Raw genomic sequence first — 20222 nt, 5'->3', positions numbered from 1 at the left:
GTACGGCTCAACCGCGCGGTGGCCGTCGGTGAGGCCGACGGGGCGCGCGCCGGGCTCGCCGCCCTCGCCGCGCTGGACGAGGCGCTCGGCTGGTGGCGCGGGCCCGGGTACGCCGACTTCGCCGACGCGCACTGGGCGCGCGCCGAACGCGCCAGGCTGGCGGAGCTGCGGTTGCAGGCGGTCGAGCGGCGGGCCGGCGCCAGGCTGGCGCTGGGGCTGGCCGCCGATGCGGTGCCCGACCTGGACGCGCACGTGGCCGAACACCCGTGGCGCGAGGACGCCTGGCGGCTGCTCGCCCTCGCGCTCTACCGCAGCGGCCGGCAGGGCGACGCCCTCGCGGTCCTGCGCCGGGCCCGCACCCTGCTGGTCGAACAACTCGGCGTGGACCCCGGCCCCGCGCTCCGCCGCCTGGAGTCGGACGTGTTGGCACAGGCCGAGGGGCTGGCCGGGGATGCCGAGCCGGTCGTGGGCGGCGGCTCGGGCACGGGGGTGGCCAGCGATGTGGGGGTGGGGGTGGGCGGGAGTGCGGGGGCGGCCGGGGGTGTGGCCGGTGATGTCGGGGTCGGTGCGGGTGTGGGCGCGGGTGGAAGTGCGGGGGCTGCTGAGGCCGGCGCCGCGGCTGAGGTGTGGGCGCGGGCCGCCGCCGACTACGACCTGGCCGTGTCGGCGGGCGCGCGGGCCAGGCTGGAATCGACCGTGGGGCTCCTGCGCGGCCTCGCCGTCACCGGCGGCCGGGGCCTCGTGGCGGCCAGGGCGCACCGCCTCGCGGCGATCGCAGCGGCGGAGGAGACGGACGATCCGGAGCTGGTCGCGCGGGTGATCGGCGCGTACGACGTACCCGCGGTCTGGACCCGTACGGACGATCCGGCCCAGGCGGCGGAGGTCGTCGCCGCGGCGGAACGCGCCTTGACCGCGCTCGCGGCCCTGGAACACCCGCCTGGCGCGGAGCACCCCGCTGGCGTGGAGCACCCCGCTGGTGTGGAGCACCTGTCTGGGGTGGGGCACCTGTCCGGAGCGGAGCACCTGTCCCGGGCGGGGCAGCCCTCTGATGCGGAGTGCCCAGGTGAGCCGGGCTGTGTCGCCGGTTCGGATCGCTCGTCTGTTCCGGACCGCCCCTCCGGCGCGGAGCCCGACCGTGGGCCCGGGCCTGATTCCGGTCCCGTCCCTGATCCCGGCCCGGACGCCGCCCCAGCCTCCGCCGCTGAAACCGACTCTGAGCTGCGATTTCATCCCGTACGGGCCGCCGCCCGGGCGCGGCTGTTGGCCACCATCGCCGTGGAGTCCCGCGGTACGCCGTCGGAGCCGGCCTGTACGCCGGGTGCGGGCGGTGCGGGCGGTGCGGGCGCTGCGGCGGGCACGGTCCGTACGGCGGGCACGGCCCGTACGGCGAGTGGGCGCGGGGCGGCCGAGGGCGCTGGGGCCGGAGCGGAGGGTGGGGTCGGTGGGGGACCGACCGGCCGCCCTGTCGTCCGTGTCGGCGAGCGGCCGGTGGGGCTGGCGGACGGTGCCGAGGTCAGCGGGGCGGCGGAGGACGCGGGCCCGCGCGCGCGTACCCGCCCTGCTTCCGCGGCTCCCGAGCCGCGTACCCGTCCCGCTTCCGCGGCCCGGGAGGCCGTCGCGCTCGCCCGGTGGCTGGACGACCCGCAGCTGCTCGCGTTCGCGCTCAACGGGCTGTTCATGCAGAGCTGCCGGCGCTCGGGGCTGGCGCCGCGCCGGGACGGGATCGGGGACGAACTGGTGGCCCTGGCCGCCCGGCACGGACTGGTCACCTACGAGGTGCTGGGCCACCTCATCCGGGTCCAGGCCCGCAGCGCACTGGCCGACTTCGGTACGGCCGACCGGCACGCCGAGGCCGCCGACCGGCTGGCCGCACGGCACGAACTGCCGCTGGTGGGCGTCTTCACCCGGGGGTACCGGGCGCTCCGCCTCGCCGCGTACGGGCCGGGTCCGGCGGCGCCCGCACCGGAAGGAGGGGCGCGCCGGGCGCCGAACCCGCCGGCTGCGGAGCACCCGCCCGCCCGCTACGAGGTGGCCGAGGCCGCGTACCGGGAGGTCGGCGGGTTGCTCGCGGGGGCCGGCATGCCGGGGCTCGAACGGGGGTGGGTCGCGTTGGCGCTGCTCTGTCTGCGGCTCTCGCACGGCCTGCCCGCGCAGACCGACCCGGACACCGACTGGGGCCCGTACGCACCGTGGGCCCGTCCGCTGGTGTTGCTGGCCCTGGGCCGCCGGGAACGGGCCGCCGACGCGCTCCGACAGGCCCCGGAGCCCCCCGCCGACCTGCTGCGGGAGGCTCTGTGGTGCCTGCTGGCCCGGGCCGCCATCACCCTCGGCGACCGCCCTGTGATGCTCCGGGCTCGCGCTGAACTGACGCCTGCGGCAGGCGAGTTGGGCGGTGCTGGCAGTGGGTTCCTCAGTTGTGGCCCGGTCGCCGGCTATCTGGCCGAGCTGGCCGCGGGGTTGGGCGCCGAGACGGATGCTGGTCCCGCTGCCGCTCCGGGCGCCGGGCCCGCCACCTGACCGCCCGGCACGTGACCGCCCGCCATTGTGGTCGCCCGGCCCCGCCGCGTACGCACTCACGCCGTACGAGCTCAGCCGTACGAGCTCACGCCGTCATCCGATCCGCGTGCACCCGGCCGTGCGAACCTGACCCGTGCGAACCTGACCCGTGCGAACCCGACCCGTGCGAACCTGACCCGTACGAACTCGATGCGTACGAACTCGTTGCGTACGGACCCGTGCCCTGAGGTCCGGCCCCCGCGGGCCGTGCGGTCGGGCTTGTCGGCCCCGGGTGGGACGGTGCGCCCGCCGCGGTGGAGCCGCGGGTCGTCCCGCTCGCGCCCAGTGCTTCCGCCTCGGTCGGCGTGGCGCGGCCGTGGAGGACGAGGGCCCAGATGAGGGCCGCGAAGGCGGCGACGTTGGCGACGGTGCGGACCGTGTTCCAGGTGACCCACTTCGACTCGAAGTCATGCCGGGCGGCGGCCAGTTCGGCAGCGTTTCCTGACGTCGCGGCCTTCGCCAGCGCGTCGTTGAGCGGCACGTTGACGGCGCTGGTGACGAGGAACATCGTCAGGTAGAGGGCGAGGCCGGCGATGATCCACGGGAGTGCGGAGCGGTCGGTTCCGGAGCGCAGGTTCAGGAACAGGGCCAGCGCGGTGAAGGCCAGGCCGCCCAGGAAGCAGGACATGAACCAGCCGTTGAGGATGGCGGTGTTGATCCGCTGCATGCCCTCCACGAAGGTGCGGTCGCCGGCCTTGCCGAGCCCGGGCATGACCGCGTACGAGAAGGCCGCGAACAGGCCGGCCATCAGACCGGTGGTGAGCGTCGCCGCGAGCAGTGCGGCGGTGTGCAGGGTCTTCAGTGACATGTCTTCCTCACGCTCCGTTCCAGGCGCCGGCCGCCGCCGCGTCCTTGGCGTAGTCGTCGAAGTCACGCGCGGGGCGGCCGAGTACGCGCCGTACGTCGTCCGTGACCCGAGCGTTTCGGCCATCGAGCACCGTCCCGAACAGATGGGTCAGGAAGGCGGCGACATCGGCCGGCACCTGTTCGGCCGCGAGCGCGGTGGCGTAGTCGGCCAACTCCATCCGTACGTAGTCGACGCGGCGCCCGGTGGCGGCGGCGATGGCCGCGACCGCGTCGGCGAAGGTGAGCAGCCGGGGGCCGGTGAGCTCGTAGACCCGGCCCGTGTGCCCGTCCTCGGTGAGCACCGCAGCCGCCACGTCGGCGATGTCGTCCGCGTCGATGAACGGCTCGCCGACCGGCCCCGCGGGTAGTGCCACCGTGCCGCCGATGACCGGTTCGTATAGGTAGCCCTCGCTGAAGTTCTGGCTGAACCAACTACAGCGCAGGACGGTCCAGTCGGCGTCGGAGCCGGCGCCGTTCCCGCTGCCGGCCGCAGCCGCGAACGCCTTCTCGCAGGTCAGCGCCGCGTCTTCGCCGCGGCCCGAGAGCAGCACCAGCTTCTGGACGCCGCGGGCAACGGCCAACTCGGTGAAGGCCGTGACCGTCTCGACCGCGCCGGGCACGGCCAGGTCGGGGTAGTAGGAGACGTACGCGGCGTGCACCCCGTCGAGCGCCGGACCCCAGGTCGCCGGCTGCTCCCAGTCGAAGGGCAGCCCGCCGGAGCGCGAGCCGATCCGCACCGGCAGCCCCTGTGCGGTCAGTCGGCGGACGAGCCGGCCGCCGGTCTTGCCGGTGCCGCCCAGGATGAGCGTCGTTCCGTGCGTCATGGTGATTCCCCCGTTGAGGTTGAGGTTGGAGTGGTTGAGGCGGCCGAAGTGGCTTGAGCCGCTGGGCAGTTGGTGCGGGTGTCGGCGTGGGTGGAGGCATGGGTGTGCCCGGAGGGTGTGGTGGGTTGGGTGCCCTGTTCCTGCGGACCGTTCTTACGGACCGCTTCCGCGGACCGCCCGGCCGCCACCGGAGGGTGGTGGAACGCGGTGGAACGAGGCGGACGGATCGGGCCCGTGCCTCTCGGCCGGTTCCCGTGCCCGCCCGGCCGCTGCGTTGACTTAACTCTCGGCCATCGGCCAACCGTGAACAACGGCTTAATCCGAACGGTCCGTTAACCTAGGGGTTATGCATAAGGGGGCAGGGTGGAGCAGCGCGACATCGAGATCTTTCTGACGCTCGCCGACGAACTGCACTTCGGTCGGACGGCCGAACGGCTGCACGTGTCGTCGGCCCGGATCAGCCAGGCCGTCAAGAAGCTGGAACACCGCATCGGGGCCAAGCTGTTCGACCGCACCAGCCGGCTGGTCACACTGACGCCCATCGGCAGCCAACTCCGCGACGACCTGGCCCCGGCGTACGAGCAGATCCAGGCGGCCGTGGCCCGCGCGATCGAGGCCGGCCGGGGCGGCGGCGGGGTGTTGCGGGTGGGCTTCATCGGCGCCGGGGTCGGCATGCTCGTGTACGAGGTGGCGGAGGTCTTCCGGGCCAGGCACCCCGGCGGCGAGGTGCAGGCGCTCGAACAGCGGTACGCCGACGCCACGACCCTCCTCGCCGGTGACGAGATCGACGTGCTGCTCTGTGTGGCCCCGGCGCTGTGGACCGGGATGAGCGAGAGCCCGGTGCTCTTCAGTGAGGCGCCGGTGCTCGCCGTCTCGGCCCGGCACCCCTTCGCCCGCCGCGCCGCGGTCCGCCTCGACGACCTGGCCCGAACCGCCGTACTGCGCCCCCGGCTGCTCACGCCCGAGGTGGACGCCCTGGCCGTGCCGCCGGCCACCCCCGCCGGCCGCCCCGTCGAACGCGGCCCGGACTTCGGCACCATCCAAGAGATGCTGGCCCTGGTCGGCGCGGGCCGCGGCGTCTACCCGGTCCCCGCCCACGCCCAGCGCTTCGACTCCCGCCCCGACGTCGCGTACGTGCCGATCGAGGACGCCCAGCCCTTCGACTGGCGCCTCCTGTGGCGCACCGCGTCGACGACGCAGCAACTCCGTGGGTTCGTCCGGGCGGCTCAGGACGTGGTGGCGGATCGGCCCAATCCGTTGCTGGATTAGGTGGGTGGGGGCGCCCCGCGCGCCGCATCCGCCCCTCGTGGCCTGCCTCTACTTCACTGTGTGCACACGACTCATCCATGATGTGTAGCCGTTGTGTATGCCACCCCCAGACGTCATCCGGCTCTCACCTGCTGGTTGAAGTTGTGATCAGCGTCATATCGACATGTCGACCTGTGAAGATCCTTTGAGGCTTCTAGGGGTATTTGTTGGTGTGGACCAACTCCGCTGCGTATCCCTACGGTCACCCGCGTTGTGCGACGCCGATCGTCGTGCGCTGAGGGAGGGGTCGGGGAATGGCGGGGCGAAGACGGCTGCGTGGGGTGCGCGGTGTGGTGGGGGCGCTCGGCGTCGCCCTGGCGGTGGGGCTGCTGCCCGCGGGGTCGGCGGAGGCGAACGGCCGCCCGGCGAAGGAGTCGGCGGCCTCGCAGGAGTCGGCGTCCGTCGATGGTCGGGCCGGTGCCGGTGTCGGTGCCGACGGGCCGCCCGGGGCGCGGAAGCGCGACGTGGAGGGGGCGGCGAAGAAACGTTCAGCCGAACGCCCCGCCGGACATTCCGCGGACCGCTCCGGCGGCGCCGCACCCGCGTCCACCGGCACCGCGTCGTCCACCGACACCGCACCCACCGAATCCGCCGCCCTGGCCCTGGCCCGCCGCACCGGCGCCCGCGTCGAGGTGACCTCGCTGCGGACCGAGACCAGTGAGGTGTTCGCCACGCCCGGGGGCGAGTTGGAGGCGCGTGAGCACGTACGCCCGGTGCGGGTGCGCGACGGCGCCGGATGGCGGCCGGTCGACACGACGCTGCACCGGTCGCCGGACGGCACGGTGGTGCCCGGCGGTACGGCGGTGGACGTGGCGTTCTCCGGCGGCGGCACGGCGCCCATGGCCAGGCTCCGGCGAGCCGGCCGCGAACTCGCGTTGAGCTGGCCGAAGCCGCTCCCCGCACCGCGGCTGGCGGCCGAGGCCGCCGTCTACCCGGAGGTGCTGCCCGGGGTCGACCTGCGGCTGACCGCCGAGGTGGACGGCTTCTCCCAGCTCCTGGTGGTCAAGAGCGCCGAGGCCGCGGCCAGCAAGGAACTGGCCGAGCTGCGGTTGCGGATCGCCGCGGACGGCGTGACCGTACGCGAGGCGCCCGGCGGCGCCCTGGAGGCCGTGGACCACGGTGCGGGCAACGCCGTGTTCGAGGCGCCGCAGCCGGTGATGTGGGACTCCAGCGGCACGCAGCCGGCCCGCGCCGGCAACGCCCGTACGGCCGGTGCCACCATCGGCCGGTCCGCGGCCAGCCGGCCCACCAACAGCCGGCCCGCCGCCAACAGCCGGCCCGGCAGCAGCAATGACGACACCAGCAACAACGGCACCACCAGCCGGTCCGCCGCCGCCGAGCACGGCACCACCAACCCCGGCACCACCGGGCCCACGCCGCGGACGGCGAACTCCACCACCGCCCCCACACCCCGTACGGACACCGCGCCCGTCCCCGCGCCCGGCAGCGCCGGCGGTGGGCGGCCGGCGCCGGTCGGCGTGGAGGTCGGCGGTGGCGGTTCCGAGCTGGTGCTCACGCCCGACGCGGAGCTGCTGACCGGCGCGGACACCGTCTACCCGGTGTACATCGACCCGCAGTGGTACTCCCCGCGGGCCTCCTCCTGGACGGTGGCCTCGCAGTACTGGGCCGGCACCCCGCAGTGGAAGTTCAACGGCGACCCGGACGCCGGGCTCGGCTACTGCGGCTGGGCCTACTGCAAGCCCGAGGACACCAAGCGGCTCTTCTACCAGATCCCCAGCTCCCGCTTCACCGGCCGCTCCGTCCTCTCCGCCGAGTTCGTGGTGCGCGAGACGCACGCCGCCTCCTGTGACGCGCGGGAGGTGCAGTTGTGGCGTACGAAGGCCATCTCGTCGGCCACCACCTGGAACTCCCAGAACGCCAGCGGCTTCTGGGCCGACCACCTGCGGAGCAAGAGCTTCGCGTACGGCGCCGACGGGTGCGCGGCGGCCGACGCCGAGTTCGAGGTGGCCGGCGTGGTGCGGCAGGCGGCCGAGCAGGGTTGGCCCTCGATCACCTTCGGCCTGCGCGCCTCCAACGAGGGCGACCGGTACGGCTGGAAGCGGTTCGCCGACGACGCGTACCTGCGGGTGAAGTACAACCGCAGGCCCACCCAACTGCGCACCGCCCAGCTCACCTCGGACCCCGGCGGCACCTGCCAGCCGGCGGACCGCGCGGTGCGCGTGCGGTCGCTGCCCACGGTGCGGGTGAACCACGTGACCGACCCCGACGGCGACAGCGTGGGCGTGCAGTTCCAAGCCACCTGGGACGCCGGCGACGGACAGGGTTGGAAGCCGCGCTGGACCTCGGCCACCAGCACCCGCAAGCGCTCCGGCTCCGACTTCTCCACCAGGCTGCCGGCCAGCCTGCCCAAGAACAAGCGGGTCGACTGGCACGTCCGGGTGTGGGACGGCGCCCAGTGGTCGCCCTGGAGCTACGACGGATCGGCGCACGGCTGCAACCTGGTGCTCGACACCAGCGTGCCGGCCGGCCCCACCATCAGCTCCGGGCAGTACCCGGCGTCCGACCCGGAGAACCCGGAGGACCCCTGGCGGGACGGGGTGGGCCGGTACGGCACCTTCGCCATCGAATCGGCCACGCCCGACGTGGTGCGCTACTGGTTCGGCGTCAACGAGCAGCCCAGCAGCAAGCACACCCTGAACACCTCGGGCGGCGGCGCCAAGTCCCTCCGCTTCCTGCCGACCAGGCCCGGCGTCAACTTCATCACCGCGCAGGCCTTCGACGCCGCCGGCAACGGCAGCGAACCCCGTACCTACTCCTTCCGGGTCCGCGCCGGCCAACCCCCCCCCCTCCCCGGCCAACCCACCGCCCCGCCCCCCGCCCCGGGGGGCGGGGGGGGGGGGGGGGGCGGGCCGGCGGGGGGGGCGGGCGGGGCGCGGGCCGGCACCGCCGGCGTGACCGGCGGCGGCCTGCACCTGGACGGCACCGACGACTACGCCGCCACCGCATCGCCCGTCCTCAACACCGGCAAGAGCTTCACCGTCGCCGCCTGGGCCAAGCTGCCCGCCGGCGGGGTGAGCGGCACCCCGGTCGTCCTCGCCCAGGCCGGCACCCACGCCAGCGGCTACGAGCTGTACTACTCCAGCGCGTCCGGCGGCTGGGTGTTCCTGCGGCACACCGGCGACGCCGCCACCGGCAACGGCGTGGCCCGCGCCGCCCAGGCCCCCTGCCCGGCCGCCGACACCGGCTGCCCGGCCGGCCGGCTCGGCACCTGGACCCACCTCGCCGGCGTCTTCGACCACCCGGCGGGCGAACTGCGGCTGTACGTCAACGGGAAGCTGGCCGGCACCGCCGCCTACCGCGACCCGTGGGACGCCCGCGGCGCCACCTACCTCGGCGTCGCCTCCCACTACGGCAGCCGCGAAGGCCACTTCACCGGCGACCTGGACGAGGCGCAGCTCTTCGACTACCAGCTCAGCGACGCCCAACTCGGCACGCTGGCCGCACGGCAGCCGGTCACCTCGGGCGGGCGGCCGGCCAAGGTGGTGTGGAACCTGGACGAGGACGCCACCGCGCCCGCCGTCACCGGCCGCGGCCAGCGCGTCGCCGGCACCGCGCACGGCGGCCCGACGCTGGGCGCGCCCGGCGTCGCCGGCACCGCCCTCACCCTGGACGGCACCGACGACCACGTCCGCACCGGCCAACCCGTCCTGGACACCCACCAGAGCTTCGCGCTCTCGCTGTGGGCCAGGCTGCCAAGGGACCGCGGCGACCGCTCGATGGTCGCCGTCAGCCAGGCCGGCAGCACCCTGCGCGGCTTCGAGCTCTACCACTCGCCCACCCTCGGCTGGGTCTTCCTGCGCGCCGGCGCCGACGACCCGAACGCCCCCGTGACCCGCGCCGCCCAACGCCCCTGCCCCGAGACCCAGCCGACCTGCGCCGGCGCCGGGCTCGGCGAGTGGGCGCACGTCGTCGCCGCGTACGACTACGACGTCGGCGAGCTCAAGCTGTACGTCAACGGCGCGCTGAAGGCCACCGAGCCGTTCACCACCCCGTGGCTGGCCCGCGGCCAGGTCAGCCTGGGTGCCGCCCAGTACGCGGACGGGCCGGGCGGCTTCTTCCGCGGCGACCTGGACGAGGTGCGGCTCTACGACCGGGTGGTCACCGACGACGAGGTGCGGCAGCTCTTCCGGCAGCGCCCGCTGGTCAAGGGCCGCTGGAAGCTGGACGCGGCCACCGGCACACCCGCCACCTCGCCCGACGAGTCCGCCGCCCGCCGGCCGCTCACCCTCGCCTCCGGCGCCCGCATCGGCCCCGGCTGGGTGGACGGCGGGGCGCTGCTCCTGGACGGCAAGGACGACCACGCCGCGACCGGCGGCACCCCCGTGGACACCGCGGCCAGCTTCACCGTCGCCGGCTGGGCACAGGCAGCCGCGGTGCCGGACGGGCCCGCCACGGTGCTCAGCATCGAGGGCGACCGGCGCAGCGCGGTCACCGTCCGCTGGGTGCCGGGCCCCGGCGCGGACTCCCCGGGGCGCTGGCAGGTGACGCTGCCGGCCACCGACGCCGACGGCGCGGCGGTGACCACCGTGCAGAGCGGCTCCTTCGTCGACGTCCGCGACTGGAACCACCTGGCCCTCGTCTACGACGGCTTCGCCGACCAACTCAGGCTCTACGTCAACGGCCAACCCGAGGCCCTGGTCTGCCCCGACACCGACGGCGACGGCAGCGCCGACGACGCCACCTGCACTAACCGGGTCTCCTGGGCCGACAACGCGCTGTCCTTCGCCGGCACCAAGGCGCTCCAGGTCGGCCGGGCCAAGACCGCCGGCGCCTTCGGCGAGTACTGGCCCGGTGCGGTGGACGACGTGTGGGCCTTCCAGGGTGCGCTCAGCGATGAGCAACTCGCCTGGTTGGCCGAGGCCAGGGGCGGCGTCCCGACGGAGGTCCCGCAGGGCTGACGACGGACCGGGGCGGCCCGCCGCACGGCGATCGTTGCCTGCGGCCGGCCGCCCCGCCCCGCCGGGCCACCCCGGTGCGTTCCGGCCCCGCCCCGCCGCGGGCCCGGGGCGCGCCGGGGTCGCCGATGCGGCCGGCCCCGGCCAGCTCCCGTCCCGACCGGGCGCCCCGTGAAGTACCGGGCTTCCGTGAAGCACCGGGCGTCCCGCGGCGGGCCGGTTTCCCCACGGGGGTCGGTCTCCCCGGGGTACGGGCCGGCCCGGCCCGCACCCCCATCCGTCTCGCACGCGTGCGCGTACCCGTACGCGCACCCGCCTCCCTGCCGCACCGCGGCGACCCGCAGTGACCCGCGGCGCGACCGGAACCGCCCCCGCGGCGAGACCGGTAGCGCCCGTGGCGAAACCCGCAGCGATCCGCAAGGGACCTGCTGCACCCCGAAGACAGTGAGGAGAACGATGAACGACAGACCCACCGCACCCCGGCGCAGACGGGCGACGCGCCGAAGAGTCGGCGTGCTCGTCTCGGTGGCGTTGATCGCCGGCCTGGTGCAGGCCACCGGCGAGACCGGGGCCAGCGCGGCCGACGACGGCAGCGGCCGGCCCGACCTGCCGCGCTCCGAACGTCCCGTCGCCGGCGCCGACTTCGGCGCGGCCAAGCCGCGGGCGGCCAACGAGGGCCCGCGCACCCCGCGTCGGGCGCCGCGGGCCAGTTGGCCGCGGCCCGGTACCGCCACGGTCCGGCTGCCCGCCGCCGACCAGCGCCGTTCGCCGGCGAAGGCGGCCACCCCGTCCCCGGTACGCGCCGGCACCCTGCCGATCACGCTGGCCCCGGTACAGCCCGACCGCCAGGCCGCGGGCGAGACCGCGAAGCCTCGTACGCGAACCGGCGCGACGGCGCGTACCCAGTCGGGCGCGGCGCCGCGTGCGACATCCCGTACGGAATCCGGTACGGCACCCCGTACGGTCGCCGGCGCCGCGGAGTCCGAGGTCACCGTCCGCATCGAGCCGCGCAAGACGGCCGAACGCGCCGGTGTGGCAGGCGTGTTGGTCTCGCTGACCGCCCAGCAGCCGGCCGCCGGCGCCGCCACCGACACACCCAAGTCGTCAGGCACCGACACACCCACGGGCACGCCGGAGAACACACCCGCGGCAACCCCCGACGGGGCGAACCCCGACACACCCACGGGCACGCCCCGCGACACACCCACAGCCACCCCGAGCGGCCCGGCCACCGCCGCCACCCTCGAACTCGACTACTCCGCCTTCGCCGAGGCGTACGGCGGCGGCTACCTCTCCCGGCTCACCCTCGTCCAGCTCCCGGCCTGTGCGCTGACCTCGCCGGACGAGGCGAAGTGCCGGGTGGAGACGCCCGTGGCGACGGTCAACGACACCGAGCGGCGCACGCTCCGAGCGGCCACCGTGCCGCTGCACTCCGGCGCGCCGACCGTGCTCGCCGCCGTCGCCGGTGACGAGGGCAAGACCGGCGACTACAAGGCGAGCACGCTCGCCCCGTCCGCCGCCTGGCAGACCGACCTGAACACCGGCGACTTCAGTTGGTCCTACCCGATGGAGGCGCCGGACGTCCCCGGCGACCTGGCCCCCGACCTGAGCCTGTCGTACTCGTCCGGCTCGCTGGACGGCCGCACCAGCTCCACCAACAACCAGGCGTCCTGGGTCGGCGACGGCTTCGACCTCTCGCCCGGGTTCATCGAGCGGCGCTACAAGCCCTGCTACGACGACGGTGTGAAGAACGCCGACGGCAACGAGCCGGGCGACCTGTGCTGGGGCTACGACAACGCGTTCCTCACCCTGAACGGCAAGGGCGGCGAACTCGTCCCCACCGGCAAGGACCAGTGGCAGCTCCGCAAGGACGACGGCACCAAGATCACCCGGCTGACCAGCGGCGACCGGGCCAACGGGGACAACGACAACGAGTACTGGCGGGTGACCGACACCGACGGCACCCAGTACTTCTTCGGCTACCACCGCCTCCCCGGCTGGGCCAGCGGCAAGGAGACCACCGACTCCACCTGGACCGCCCCGGTCTACGGCGACGACGCGAACGAGCCGTGCCACAAGGCCGCCTTCGCCGACTCCTGGTGCCAACAGGCGTGGCGCTGGAACCTCGACTACGTCGTCGACGTGCACGGCAACGCCATGGCCTACTACTACGACAAGGAGACCAACTCCTACGGTCGCAACCTCAAGGACACCGACGACACCCCGTACACCCGCGGCGGCTACCTGGACCGCATCGAGTACGGCCTGAAGTCCGGTGACCTGTACGCCGAGAAGGCGCTGGCCAGGGTCGACTTCGGGCAGGCCGAGCGGTGCCTGCCGCAGACCGGGGTGACCTGCGCGCCGGAGACCATCGACGACAAGAAGTTCTACTGGTACGACACGCCCTGGGACCTCAACTGCAAGGCCGGCACCACCTGTGACAAGGGCCGGCTGTCCCCCAGCTTCTTCACCCGCAAGCGGCTGGTCGAGGTCAGCGCGGAGACCCTGAAGGGCACCGGGTACGCCAAGGTCGACACCTGGGCGCTCGGCCACCGCTGGGGCGAGGCCGACGTGGACCGGCAACTGCTGCTCGACTCCATCCAGCACACCGGGCACGCCACGGCCACCCCGATCACCCTGCCGAAGACGACGTTCGCCTACACCCAGTTGGAGAACCGGCTGGACAAGACGGGCGACGGCTACGCGCCGTTCATCAAGTCCCGCCTGTCCGCCGTCTCCGACGAGTACGGCGGACAGGTCGACGTCGGCTACTCCGCCCCGGCCTGCGCGCACGCCAGCCTGCCCACCCCGCAGTCCAACACCACCCGCTGCTTCCCGCAGTTCATGGGCGGCTCCAACACCGACGACCCGGAAACGCACTGGTTCAACAAGTACGTCGTCACCTCGACGACCGGCAGCGACCGCACCGGCGGCGCCCCCGACCAGGTCACCCGCTACACCTATCTGGGCGACGCGGCCTGGCACTTCGACGACGACGACGGCCTGACCAAGGAGAAGCACCGCACCTGGTCCCAGTGGCGCGGCTACGGCCACGTACGGGTCAACTCCGGCGGGCAGGGCGCCGACGGCATGAAGACGCAGGAGGAGCACTACTTCCTGCGCGGCATGGACGGCGACCGCGCCGCCCCGTCGGGCGGCACCAAGAAGGTCAGCGCCACCCTCGGCGCCGGTGAGGGCGACCCCATCCCCGACCACCCGGCGACCGCCGGCTTCGGCTACAAGACCGTCACCTTCTCCGGGCCTGGCGGCAAGGTGCTGAGCAAGTCCGTCGAACGGCCCTGGCACCACCAGACCGCACAGCGCGTCCGCGACTGGGGCACCGTCACCTCCGACCTGACCGGCACCGGCCACGTCAAGGAGTGGACGTCGCTGGACGACGGCGCCGGCCAGAAGTGGCGCACCACCGAGGCCACCACCAGCTACGACACGGTCGCCGGCCGCATCACCCAGGTCGACGACGCGGGCGACACGGCCACCAGCAGCGACGACCGCTGCACCCGCACCAGCTACGCCGACAACACCGCGGTAAACCTGCTCGGGCTGACCGCCCGCGAGGAGACCGTGGCCGTGGGCTGCGCCGCCACGCCCGACCGGACCAAGGACGTCATCGGCGACGTGCGCACCGCGTACGACGGCGGCGGCTACGGCGCCACCCCCACCAAGGGCGACACCACCGCGACGGCCACCCTCAAGTCCCACGACGGCACCAAGGCCACCTACCTGGAGAGCGGCCGGAGCGTCGACGGCTACGGGCGGGTGCTGACCGAGACCGACCTGACCGCGACGGTGACCGCCACCGGCGACGCGGCCCCGGTCCGCCAGGCCCGCACCGACGGCCGGACCACCACCACCGCGTACGCGCCGGCCACCGGCCACCCCACCCAGATCACCGAGACCACGCCGCCCGCCACGGCGGGGGACGCGACCACCGCCCAGACCACCACCACCCAGCTCGACGTCGCGACCGGCCAACCCACCACGATCACCGACACCAACGACAACCACACCAAGTACGCGTACGACGCGCTCGGCCGGGCCACCAAGATCTGGCTCGCCGACCGGGCCTCCTCGAACGCGACGCCGGCCAACTACGAGTTCACGTACACCGTCACCGAGGGCAAGGCCGTCGCCATCGGCACCAAGACGCTGGAGAACTCCGGCGGCCAGCGCACCTCGTACCAGATCCTGGACGGCCTGCTGCGCGAGCGGCAGGTGCAGGAGCCGGGCCCGGGCGGCGGCCGGGTGCTCGCGGACGTCTTCTACGACGACCGCGGGCTGACCGTGAAGAAGTTCGCCCCGTACTACGCGGAGGGCGCCCCGCGCACCGACCTGTTTGCGCTGGACAACGCGCTGTCGGTGGAGACGCAGACCTGGCACAGCTACGACGGCCTCGGCCGGGAGACCGAGCTGCGCGAGGTGGCGGGCAACGGCGACGGCGGCAAGGTGCTCGCCACCACCCGCACCCTGCACGGCGGCGACCGCACCACGGTCATCCCGCCGGACGGCGGCACCGCCACCACCAGCATCGTCGACGGCCGCGACCAGACCATCGAACTGCGCCAGCACCACGCGCGCTCGGCGGACGCCGCCTTCGACACCACCCGCTACGCGTACACCCCCGCCGGCCAGCTCGCGAAGGTCACCGACCCGGCCGGCAACACCTGGGGCTACGCGTACGACCAGCAGGGCCGGCAGATCCGTGCGGACGACCCGGACAAGGGCACCACGCACAGCCGCTACGACGACCGCGACCAACTCACCTCCACCACCGACGCCCGCGACACGACCCTGGTCCACGTCTACGACGGCCTCGGCCGCAAGACGGAACTGCGCGAGTCCACGGCAACCGGCACGCTCCGCGCCTCGTGGGTGTACGACACGGTGCGCGGCGGCAAGGGCCAACTCGCCGAATCCACCCGGTACGTCGACGGCCACGCCTACACCTCGAAGGTCACCTACTTCGACCGGCTCTACCGGGCGCTCAAGAGCGAGATCGTGATCCCGGCGGTGGAGGGCGCGCTGGCCGGCACGTACCAGACGGGGCAGAGCTTCCACCTCTCCGGCCTGCAACGCGGCCTCAACTACGGCGAGGCGGGGTCACTGCCCGGCGGCGCCGTCAGCTACCAGTACGAGGCGGGCACCCAGCGCCCCAACCTGCTGATCGGCGACGGCTTCCGGGCCGGCATCACGCACACCCTGACGGGCAAGCCGCAGCAGTACGCGCTCGGCCTGACCGACGGCCAGCGCAAGACGTGGGCCACGTACGCGTACGAGTGGGGCACCCAGCGGGTCTCCAACGCCCGGGTCGACCGCGAGGACGTCGCCGGCGTGGACCGCAGCGCCACCTACCAGTACGACCAGATCGGCAACGTCACCTCGATCGCCGACGTGTCCAGGTCGGGCACCGACAACCAGTGCTTCACCTACGACCACCTGCGCCGCCTCACCCAGGCGTGGACCCAGCCCACGGCGAGCTGCGCGAAGGCCCCCGCGGGCGAGGTGATCGGCGGCCCGGCCCCGTACTGGCAGTCCTTCACGTACGACAAGGTCGGCAACCGGCTCACCGAGACCGAACACGACCTGAGCGGCGCCGCGGCGGGGAACACCACCCGCACCTACAGCTACCCGGCCCCCGGCCAGCCCCGCCCGCACGCGCTGACCTCGGTCGCCACGAAGGGGCCCACGGGCACGGCGCTGGACAGCTACGACTACGACGCGGCCGGCAACACGCGGGCCCGCACCCTGGCCGGCGACACCCAGAACCTGACCTGGGACGCGGAAGGCCACCTGGCCAAGGTCACCGAACCCGTCGGCGACAAGGGCACCCGCACCACGAGCTACCTGTACGACGCCGAAGGCAGCCGCCTCATCGGCCGCACCGACACCGAAACCACGCTCTACCTGGGCCACACGGAAGTCACCCTCGCCAAGGGCGCGACCAAGGCCAAGGCCACCCGCTACCTGGGCCTGGGCGACGGCCACCAGGCCGTCGTCCACGACGACCGCAGCGTCACGTACACCATCGGCGACCACCACGGCACGGGCGAACTGGCCGTCAAGGCCACGGACCAGTCCCTCACCCAACGCCGCTCCCTCCCCTTCGGCGCCCCCCGCGGCACCGACCCGACGACCTGGCCCGGCACGAAGGGCTTCATCGGCGGCACGAGGGACACCACGACGGGCCTCACGCATCTGGGCGCCCGCGAGTACGACCCGAAACTGGGCCGCTTCATCAGCGTCGACCCGGTCATGGACCTGACGGACTCCCAACAGATGCACGGGTATTCGTACGGGAACAACAACCCGCTGGTTTATAGCGATCCGAGTGGGATGTGGTTCGGCGGCTTGGGCTCGCTCGTCAGGAAGTTCGCCCAGCACGTCATCAACACGGTCAAACGGTACGTACGCAGCAGCTACGGCCATGGGGCGGGCGCTCGCCTTGGTAGTGGTGGGGGCGGGGGTAGTGGGTTTGTGGGGCGGCCGATTACTCGGTATCGGCCGGTCGCTCGGTATCGGCCGGTCACATATCGGGCTACGGCGTCGACGGACGATGTCAACCCGTTCCACATGGGGGACCCCTACAAGGACGTCAGGAGGGCTTTCGGGGGGTATGGGTTTCCAGGCCTCATGAAGCGGAGTGGCATAGGTTTCGCCAAACTCTTCGCGCCTGACCTTCCCAAGATCCTGGAATGCGCCGGGAGTCCGGCCCAATGGGATTGTGTCAAGGAGGGGGCGGCAGGTTTCGCAGTCGGCAGGGCAGGAAAGCTGGCCGGCACGCTCGTTGGCAAGGGCCTCAAGCGTCTCGGCTCAGGCAAGAGGGCCCGCTCGAAGCCGGTTCCCTCGGATTGCCCCACCCACAGCTTCCTCCCCGAAACGGACGTCCTCCTGGCGGACGGCACCACTCGCCCCATCAAGGACGTCAAGACCGGCGACAAGGTCCTGGTAACCGACCCCGAAACGGGCGAGACCGCACCCCGCGAGGTGGTCGGCACCATCGTCACGGAAGACGACAAGGACTTCGTCGACCTGAAGGTGACCGGCGACGAGCGAAACTCCCTGGTCGCGACGGTGACGCACCCGTTCTGGGTGGTGGACTCTAAGACCTGGGTGGACGCGGGCGACATCACGGCGGGCATGCGACTGCGGACGCCGGACGGCACGACGGTACGGGTGGCCTCGACCCGTCATTTCAGCGAGTTGCAGCGGACTCATGATCTGACGGTTTCTGGGGTGCATACGTATTATGTGGTGGCGGGGGAGACGTCGGTTCTCGTTCACAACAGCAACTGCGGAATTGGTCGGGAGCTGATCGGTGACGAGAGGGCGGATCATATCCTTGATGGTCACAGGTACCCGGGTGCGCCCGGTAAGGACGCTTTCCCGCAGGGGTGGTCTGATGACCAGATTTTGGATGCTGTTGCTGACGTGGTGACGAGTCCAAATAGTCAAAGGACCTGGTACAAGGGATCGGCTGTGCATGCCGAGAGAACCCTGAAGACCAAGAGGGGCGAACCTGCGGTTCAGAATGTGATCGGGTCAGTGGGAGGGGTGAGAATGCTGGTGCGTTACGAACCTCTCACTGGGAAGGTTCTCACAGCTTTCCCGCACTGAGGAAATGTTTCACCCGATCCTGGTGTAGCGAATTCGATGATTGGAGGATTAATGGAGAGAGATGCGAATCTGATGGAACTGTTGCATCGTTTGGACGATCCCGAATGTCCAGAAACGCCAGCCGACTACAATGCGGCCGATGCTGCAGCTTCGTTTAGCCGTCTGGCTGTGCAGATTGGTTCTCGCTTCTCGACGCCTTGTGGAATCGATCGAGACATCCAGGACTCCGCGCAGTACGGACGAATCGAAGTGCCGGGGGAAGCCACAGTCTGTGGGACGAGGATTGTTGCCCTGGTGAGCAAGTTCAAGCCATTGGCAATGGTGGCGGCCGATAATCCTGGCGCCTTCTTGGGTACGGATGAAGCACAGGCTGAAGGCGAGCTCGACGCGAATGACCTTGAGAAAGTAGAGCAAGTTCTCGCTGAATCGGGGTACATCACGATTCCGGAAGGACTTCTTGAAAGAAGCTATGACGGGCCCACTCCCTTGCGTTTCCACGGTTCCGGGGAGCCGAGTTGGTGGGACCGGTTCTTCGGTTCTTTCTGATGGGTCTCAAGTGTCGGGTTCCGTAACGTTGGTTCTCATGGACCGTATGGGGTTCGATACCCGATTCGACCCATCTGCGCCATGAGAAGGACCATGCAGCGGCAAAGATCAGCCCCGCCGAGCTGTGCTTGGCGGGGCTGATCTGGCGTTTGACGGCCGTAGTTGACGACAACGTCAGCGGACGCCAGTGGCGCGGGATGGTGGTGGTTCGTTGCGCCGGAGCGGGCCGTCTCGGTGGATTCCCGGCTGCCGAGCGCGGTGCTGAGGGTGTCGATGGCGTCGTGCTGGAGGCGGAGTAGGACGTGTGCATAGACGGTGGCGGTGACGCCGATGTGGGCGTGTGGGAGGAGTTCCTTAAAGGCGTTGGGTTAGACGTCTTGCGTCAGGTGGTGGTTATTCTGGTTGGTGGATTCTAAGTCCTGGGTGGACGTGGGCGACATCGCGGCGGGCATGCGGCTGCGGACGCTGGATGGTGCGACGGTACGGGGGCTTCCACCCGTCATTTCAGCGAGTTGCAGCGGACTCATGATCTGACGGTTTCTGGGGTGCATACGTATTATGTGGTGGCGGGGGATACGCCGATACTGGTGCACAACTCCGGAGGAGGGTGCAAGGAAGTAACCCTGCCTAGCTTTGACGGCTTCGAGCAAGCTCGCAACAAGGCGCTCGATCTGCTGGGTGAGGTTGATTCAGCTACTCGGCAGCCGTACATCGGACGTCTCGAATCTGCGCAAACTACCTACGGCAAGGTAGTGGGATTCACTACTCGGGTGAACGGCGAATTCAAGAGGTGCAGGATGGATTGCGATCCGGTGAAGGTCCCCCATATTAACGTGGAAGTCGGCAAGGGTGACACCGCACGTAAGTGGGCAGTGTCATGGAATGGAACAGAAGACGATTTCGCGAGAATGCTTGGCGGTAATTCGTGACGCTCGACGGTGTATACGGAACCAGGCCCGACCTCCTTCCTAGATCTATGGTTCGAGTGGTTCGTGCAGATCAGCAGGGTGATCGACGGCTGGCTTGGGTTGGGCGGCCGGGTGTGCAGTTGCTGAACCTGGATCGGCATCTTCAGTATGAGCGTGAAAGCCTCAGCCATTACCCGCGTAGCTCTGACGGTGCAATTGCGTGGGATGCGGTTGCTGATGGTTTGGTGCTCAGCTCGATGGAGTCGGGTTCCGCCGATCTAGGCATCGTAATCCAACAGTTCGCGCCGAAAGCTGGCGGCCTTATCTTTTTATGGGAGAGTCTGGCGGTTCCGAGTATAGAGATGGGGCTTGAATTCTCTATCTCTCATCTGCCGGACATCGCGGAATCCGTACCGGAATTCTGGGTGTATTCTCCCGGCGACCGCATTGTGGTCGAGAGCTCGTTCACTGGCGTAGTGACTGTGGCCCATATTCCTGTGGAAGCAGACGGCCAGAGTCCTGTGTAACGCCGTTTGACGGCAACGCTGACAGCAACGTCAGCGGATGACCACCGCTGAGGGGGGGGGGGGGTGGGGGGCCCCCCCCCCCCCCCCGGGCGGGCGGGGGGGGGGGGGGGGGGGGGGGGGGGGGGGGGGGGCGGGGGCCGGGGCGCCCCGGGGGGGGCC

Annotated in this window: 9 protein-coding genes and 2 pseudogenes; 8 read left to right on the top strand and 3 right to left on the bottom strand. The window is 71.7% G+C overall.

Features of this window, described 5'->3' with window-relative positions:
• The first annotated feature begins 18 nt into the window (after positions 1-18).
• Complete coding sequence (locus tag AAHZ94_RS09180; protein WP_502964620.1) at positions 19-2517, top strand: AfsR/SARP family transcriptional regulator; 2499 nt, start codon at positions 19-21, stop codon at positions 2515-2517.
• A 27-nt stretch (positions 2518-2544) separates the two neighbouring features.
• The gene (locus tag AAHZ94_RS09175; RefSeq protein ID WP_349992050.1) at positions 2545-2895 is read left to right on the top strand and encodes a pentapeptide repeat-containing protein; all 351 of its coding nucleotides are present in this window, start codon (positions 2545-2547) and stop codon (positions 2893-2895) included.
• A gap of 16 nt (positions 2896-2911) precedes the next feature.
• Here the strand turns inward: AAHZ94_RS09175 and AAHZ94_RS09170 are convergent.
• A pseudogene (locus AAHZ94_RS09170) lies at positions 2912-3184 on the bottom strand (anthrone oxygenase family protein); the annotation flags it as partial.
• 187 nt (positions 3185-3371) lie between these two features.
• Positions 3372-4226 (bottom strand): Rossmann-fold NAD(P)-binding domain-containing protein, encoded by an 855-nt coding sequence (locus AAHZ94_RS09165; RefSeq protein WP_349992046.1) that lies wholly within the window; start codon positions 4224-4226, stop codon positions 3372-3374.
• A gap of 363 nt (positions 4227-4589) precedes the next feature.
• On the opposite strand from AAHZ94_RS09165, the gene AAHZ94_RS09160 reads away from it, so the two are divergent.
• From AAHZ94_RS09160 to AAHZ94_RS09145, 4 genes are all read left to right on the top strand, one after another.
• On the top strand, positions 4590-5495 hold the full coding sequence (locus AAHZ94_RS09160) for a LysR family transcriptional regulator (protein WP_349992045.1): 906 nt from the start codon (positions 4590-4592) through the stop codon (positions 5493-5495).
• A gap of 293 nt (positions 5496-5788) precedes the next feature.
• Positions 5789-10453, top strand: coding sequence for a LamG-like jellyroll fold domain-containing protein (locus AAHZ94_RS09155; RefSeq protein WP_349992044.1), 4665 nt, complete (start codon positions 5789-5791; stop codon positions 10451-10453).
• Positions 10454-10906: 453 nt separating this feature from the next.
• Positions 10907-18082 (top strand): polymorphic toxin-type HINT domain-containing protein, encoded by a 7176-nt coding sequence (locus AAHZ94_RS09150; RefSeq protein ID WP_349992043.1) that lies wholly within the window; start codon positions 10907-10909, stop codon positions 18080-18082.
• 72 nt (positions 18083-18154) lie between these two features.
• Positions 18155-18628, top strand: a complete 474-nt coding sequence (locus tag AAHZ94_RS09145) for a hypothetical protein (protein ID WP_349992042.1) — start codon at positions 18155-18157, stop codon at positions 18626-18628.
• A 174-nt stretch (positions 18629-18802) separates the two neighbouring features.
• Here the strand turns inward: AAHZ94_RS09145 and AAHZ94_RS36380 are convergent.
• Positions 18803-18984: pseudogene (locus AAHZ94_RS36380) on the bottom strand (site-specific integrase); the annotation flags it as partial.
• Positions 18985-19173: 189 nt separating this feature from the next.
• Between AAHZ94_RS36380 and AAHZ94_RS09140 the strand changes: the two are divergent.
• Positions 19174-19557 carry a hypothetical protein gene (locus AAHZ94_RS09140; protein ID WP_502964619.1) on the top strand — a complete coding sequence of 128 codons (384 nt, stop codon included), beginning with the start codon at positions 19174-19176 and terminating at the stop codon, positions 19555-19557.
• Between the two features lie 113 nt (positions 19558-19670).
• Positions 19671-20063 (top strand): hypothetical protein, encoded by a 393-nt coding sequence (locus tag AAHZ94_RS09135; RefSeq protein WP_349992040.1) that lies wholly within the window; start codon positions 19671-19673, stop codon positions 20061-20063.
• Positions 20064-20222 lie beyond the last annotated feature (159 nt).

The sequence above is a fragment of the Streptomyces sp. HSW2009 genome (assembly GCF_040240285.1).
Taxonomy (GTDB): Bacteria; Actinomycetota; Actinomycetes; order Streptomycetales; family Streptomycetaceae; genus Streptomyces.
Note: the sequence above shows the minus strand (reverse complement) of the source record. Positions and strands in the feature narration are given on the sequence as shown.

What these genes read in the sequence shown, in the direction of transcription:
- AAHZ94_RS09145 (WP_349992042.1), top strand. Translation starts at nt 18,155, where the DNA reads ATGGAACTGTTGCATCGTTTGGACGATCCCGAATGTCCAGAAACGCCA.
- AAHZ94_RS09155 (WP_349992044.1), top strand. Translation starts at nt 5,789, where the DNA reads ATGGCGGGGCGAAGACGGCTGCGTGGGGTGCGCGGTGTGGTGGGGGCG.
- AAHZ94_RS09150 (WP_349992043.1), top strand. Translation starts at nt 10,907, where the DNA reads ATGAACGACAGACCCACCGCACCCCGGCGCAGACGGGCGACGCGCCGA.
- AAHZ94_RS09165 (WP_349992046.1), bottom strand. Translation starts at nt 4,226, where the DNA reads ATGACGCACGGAACGACGCTCATCCTGGGCGGCACCGGCAAGACCGGC.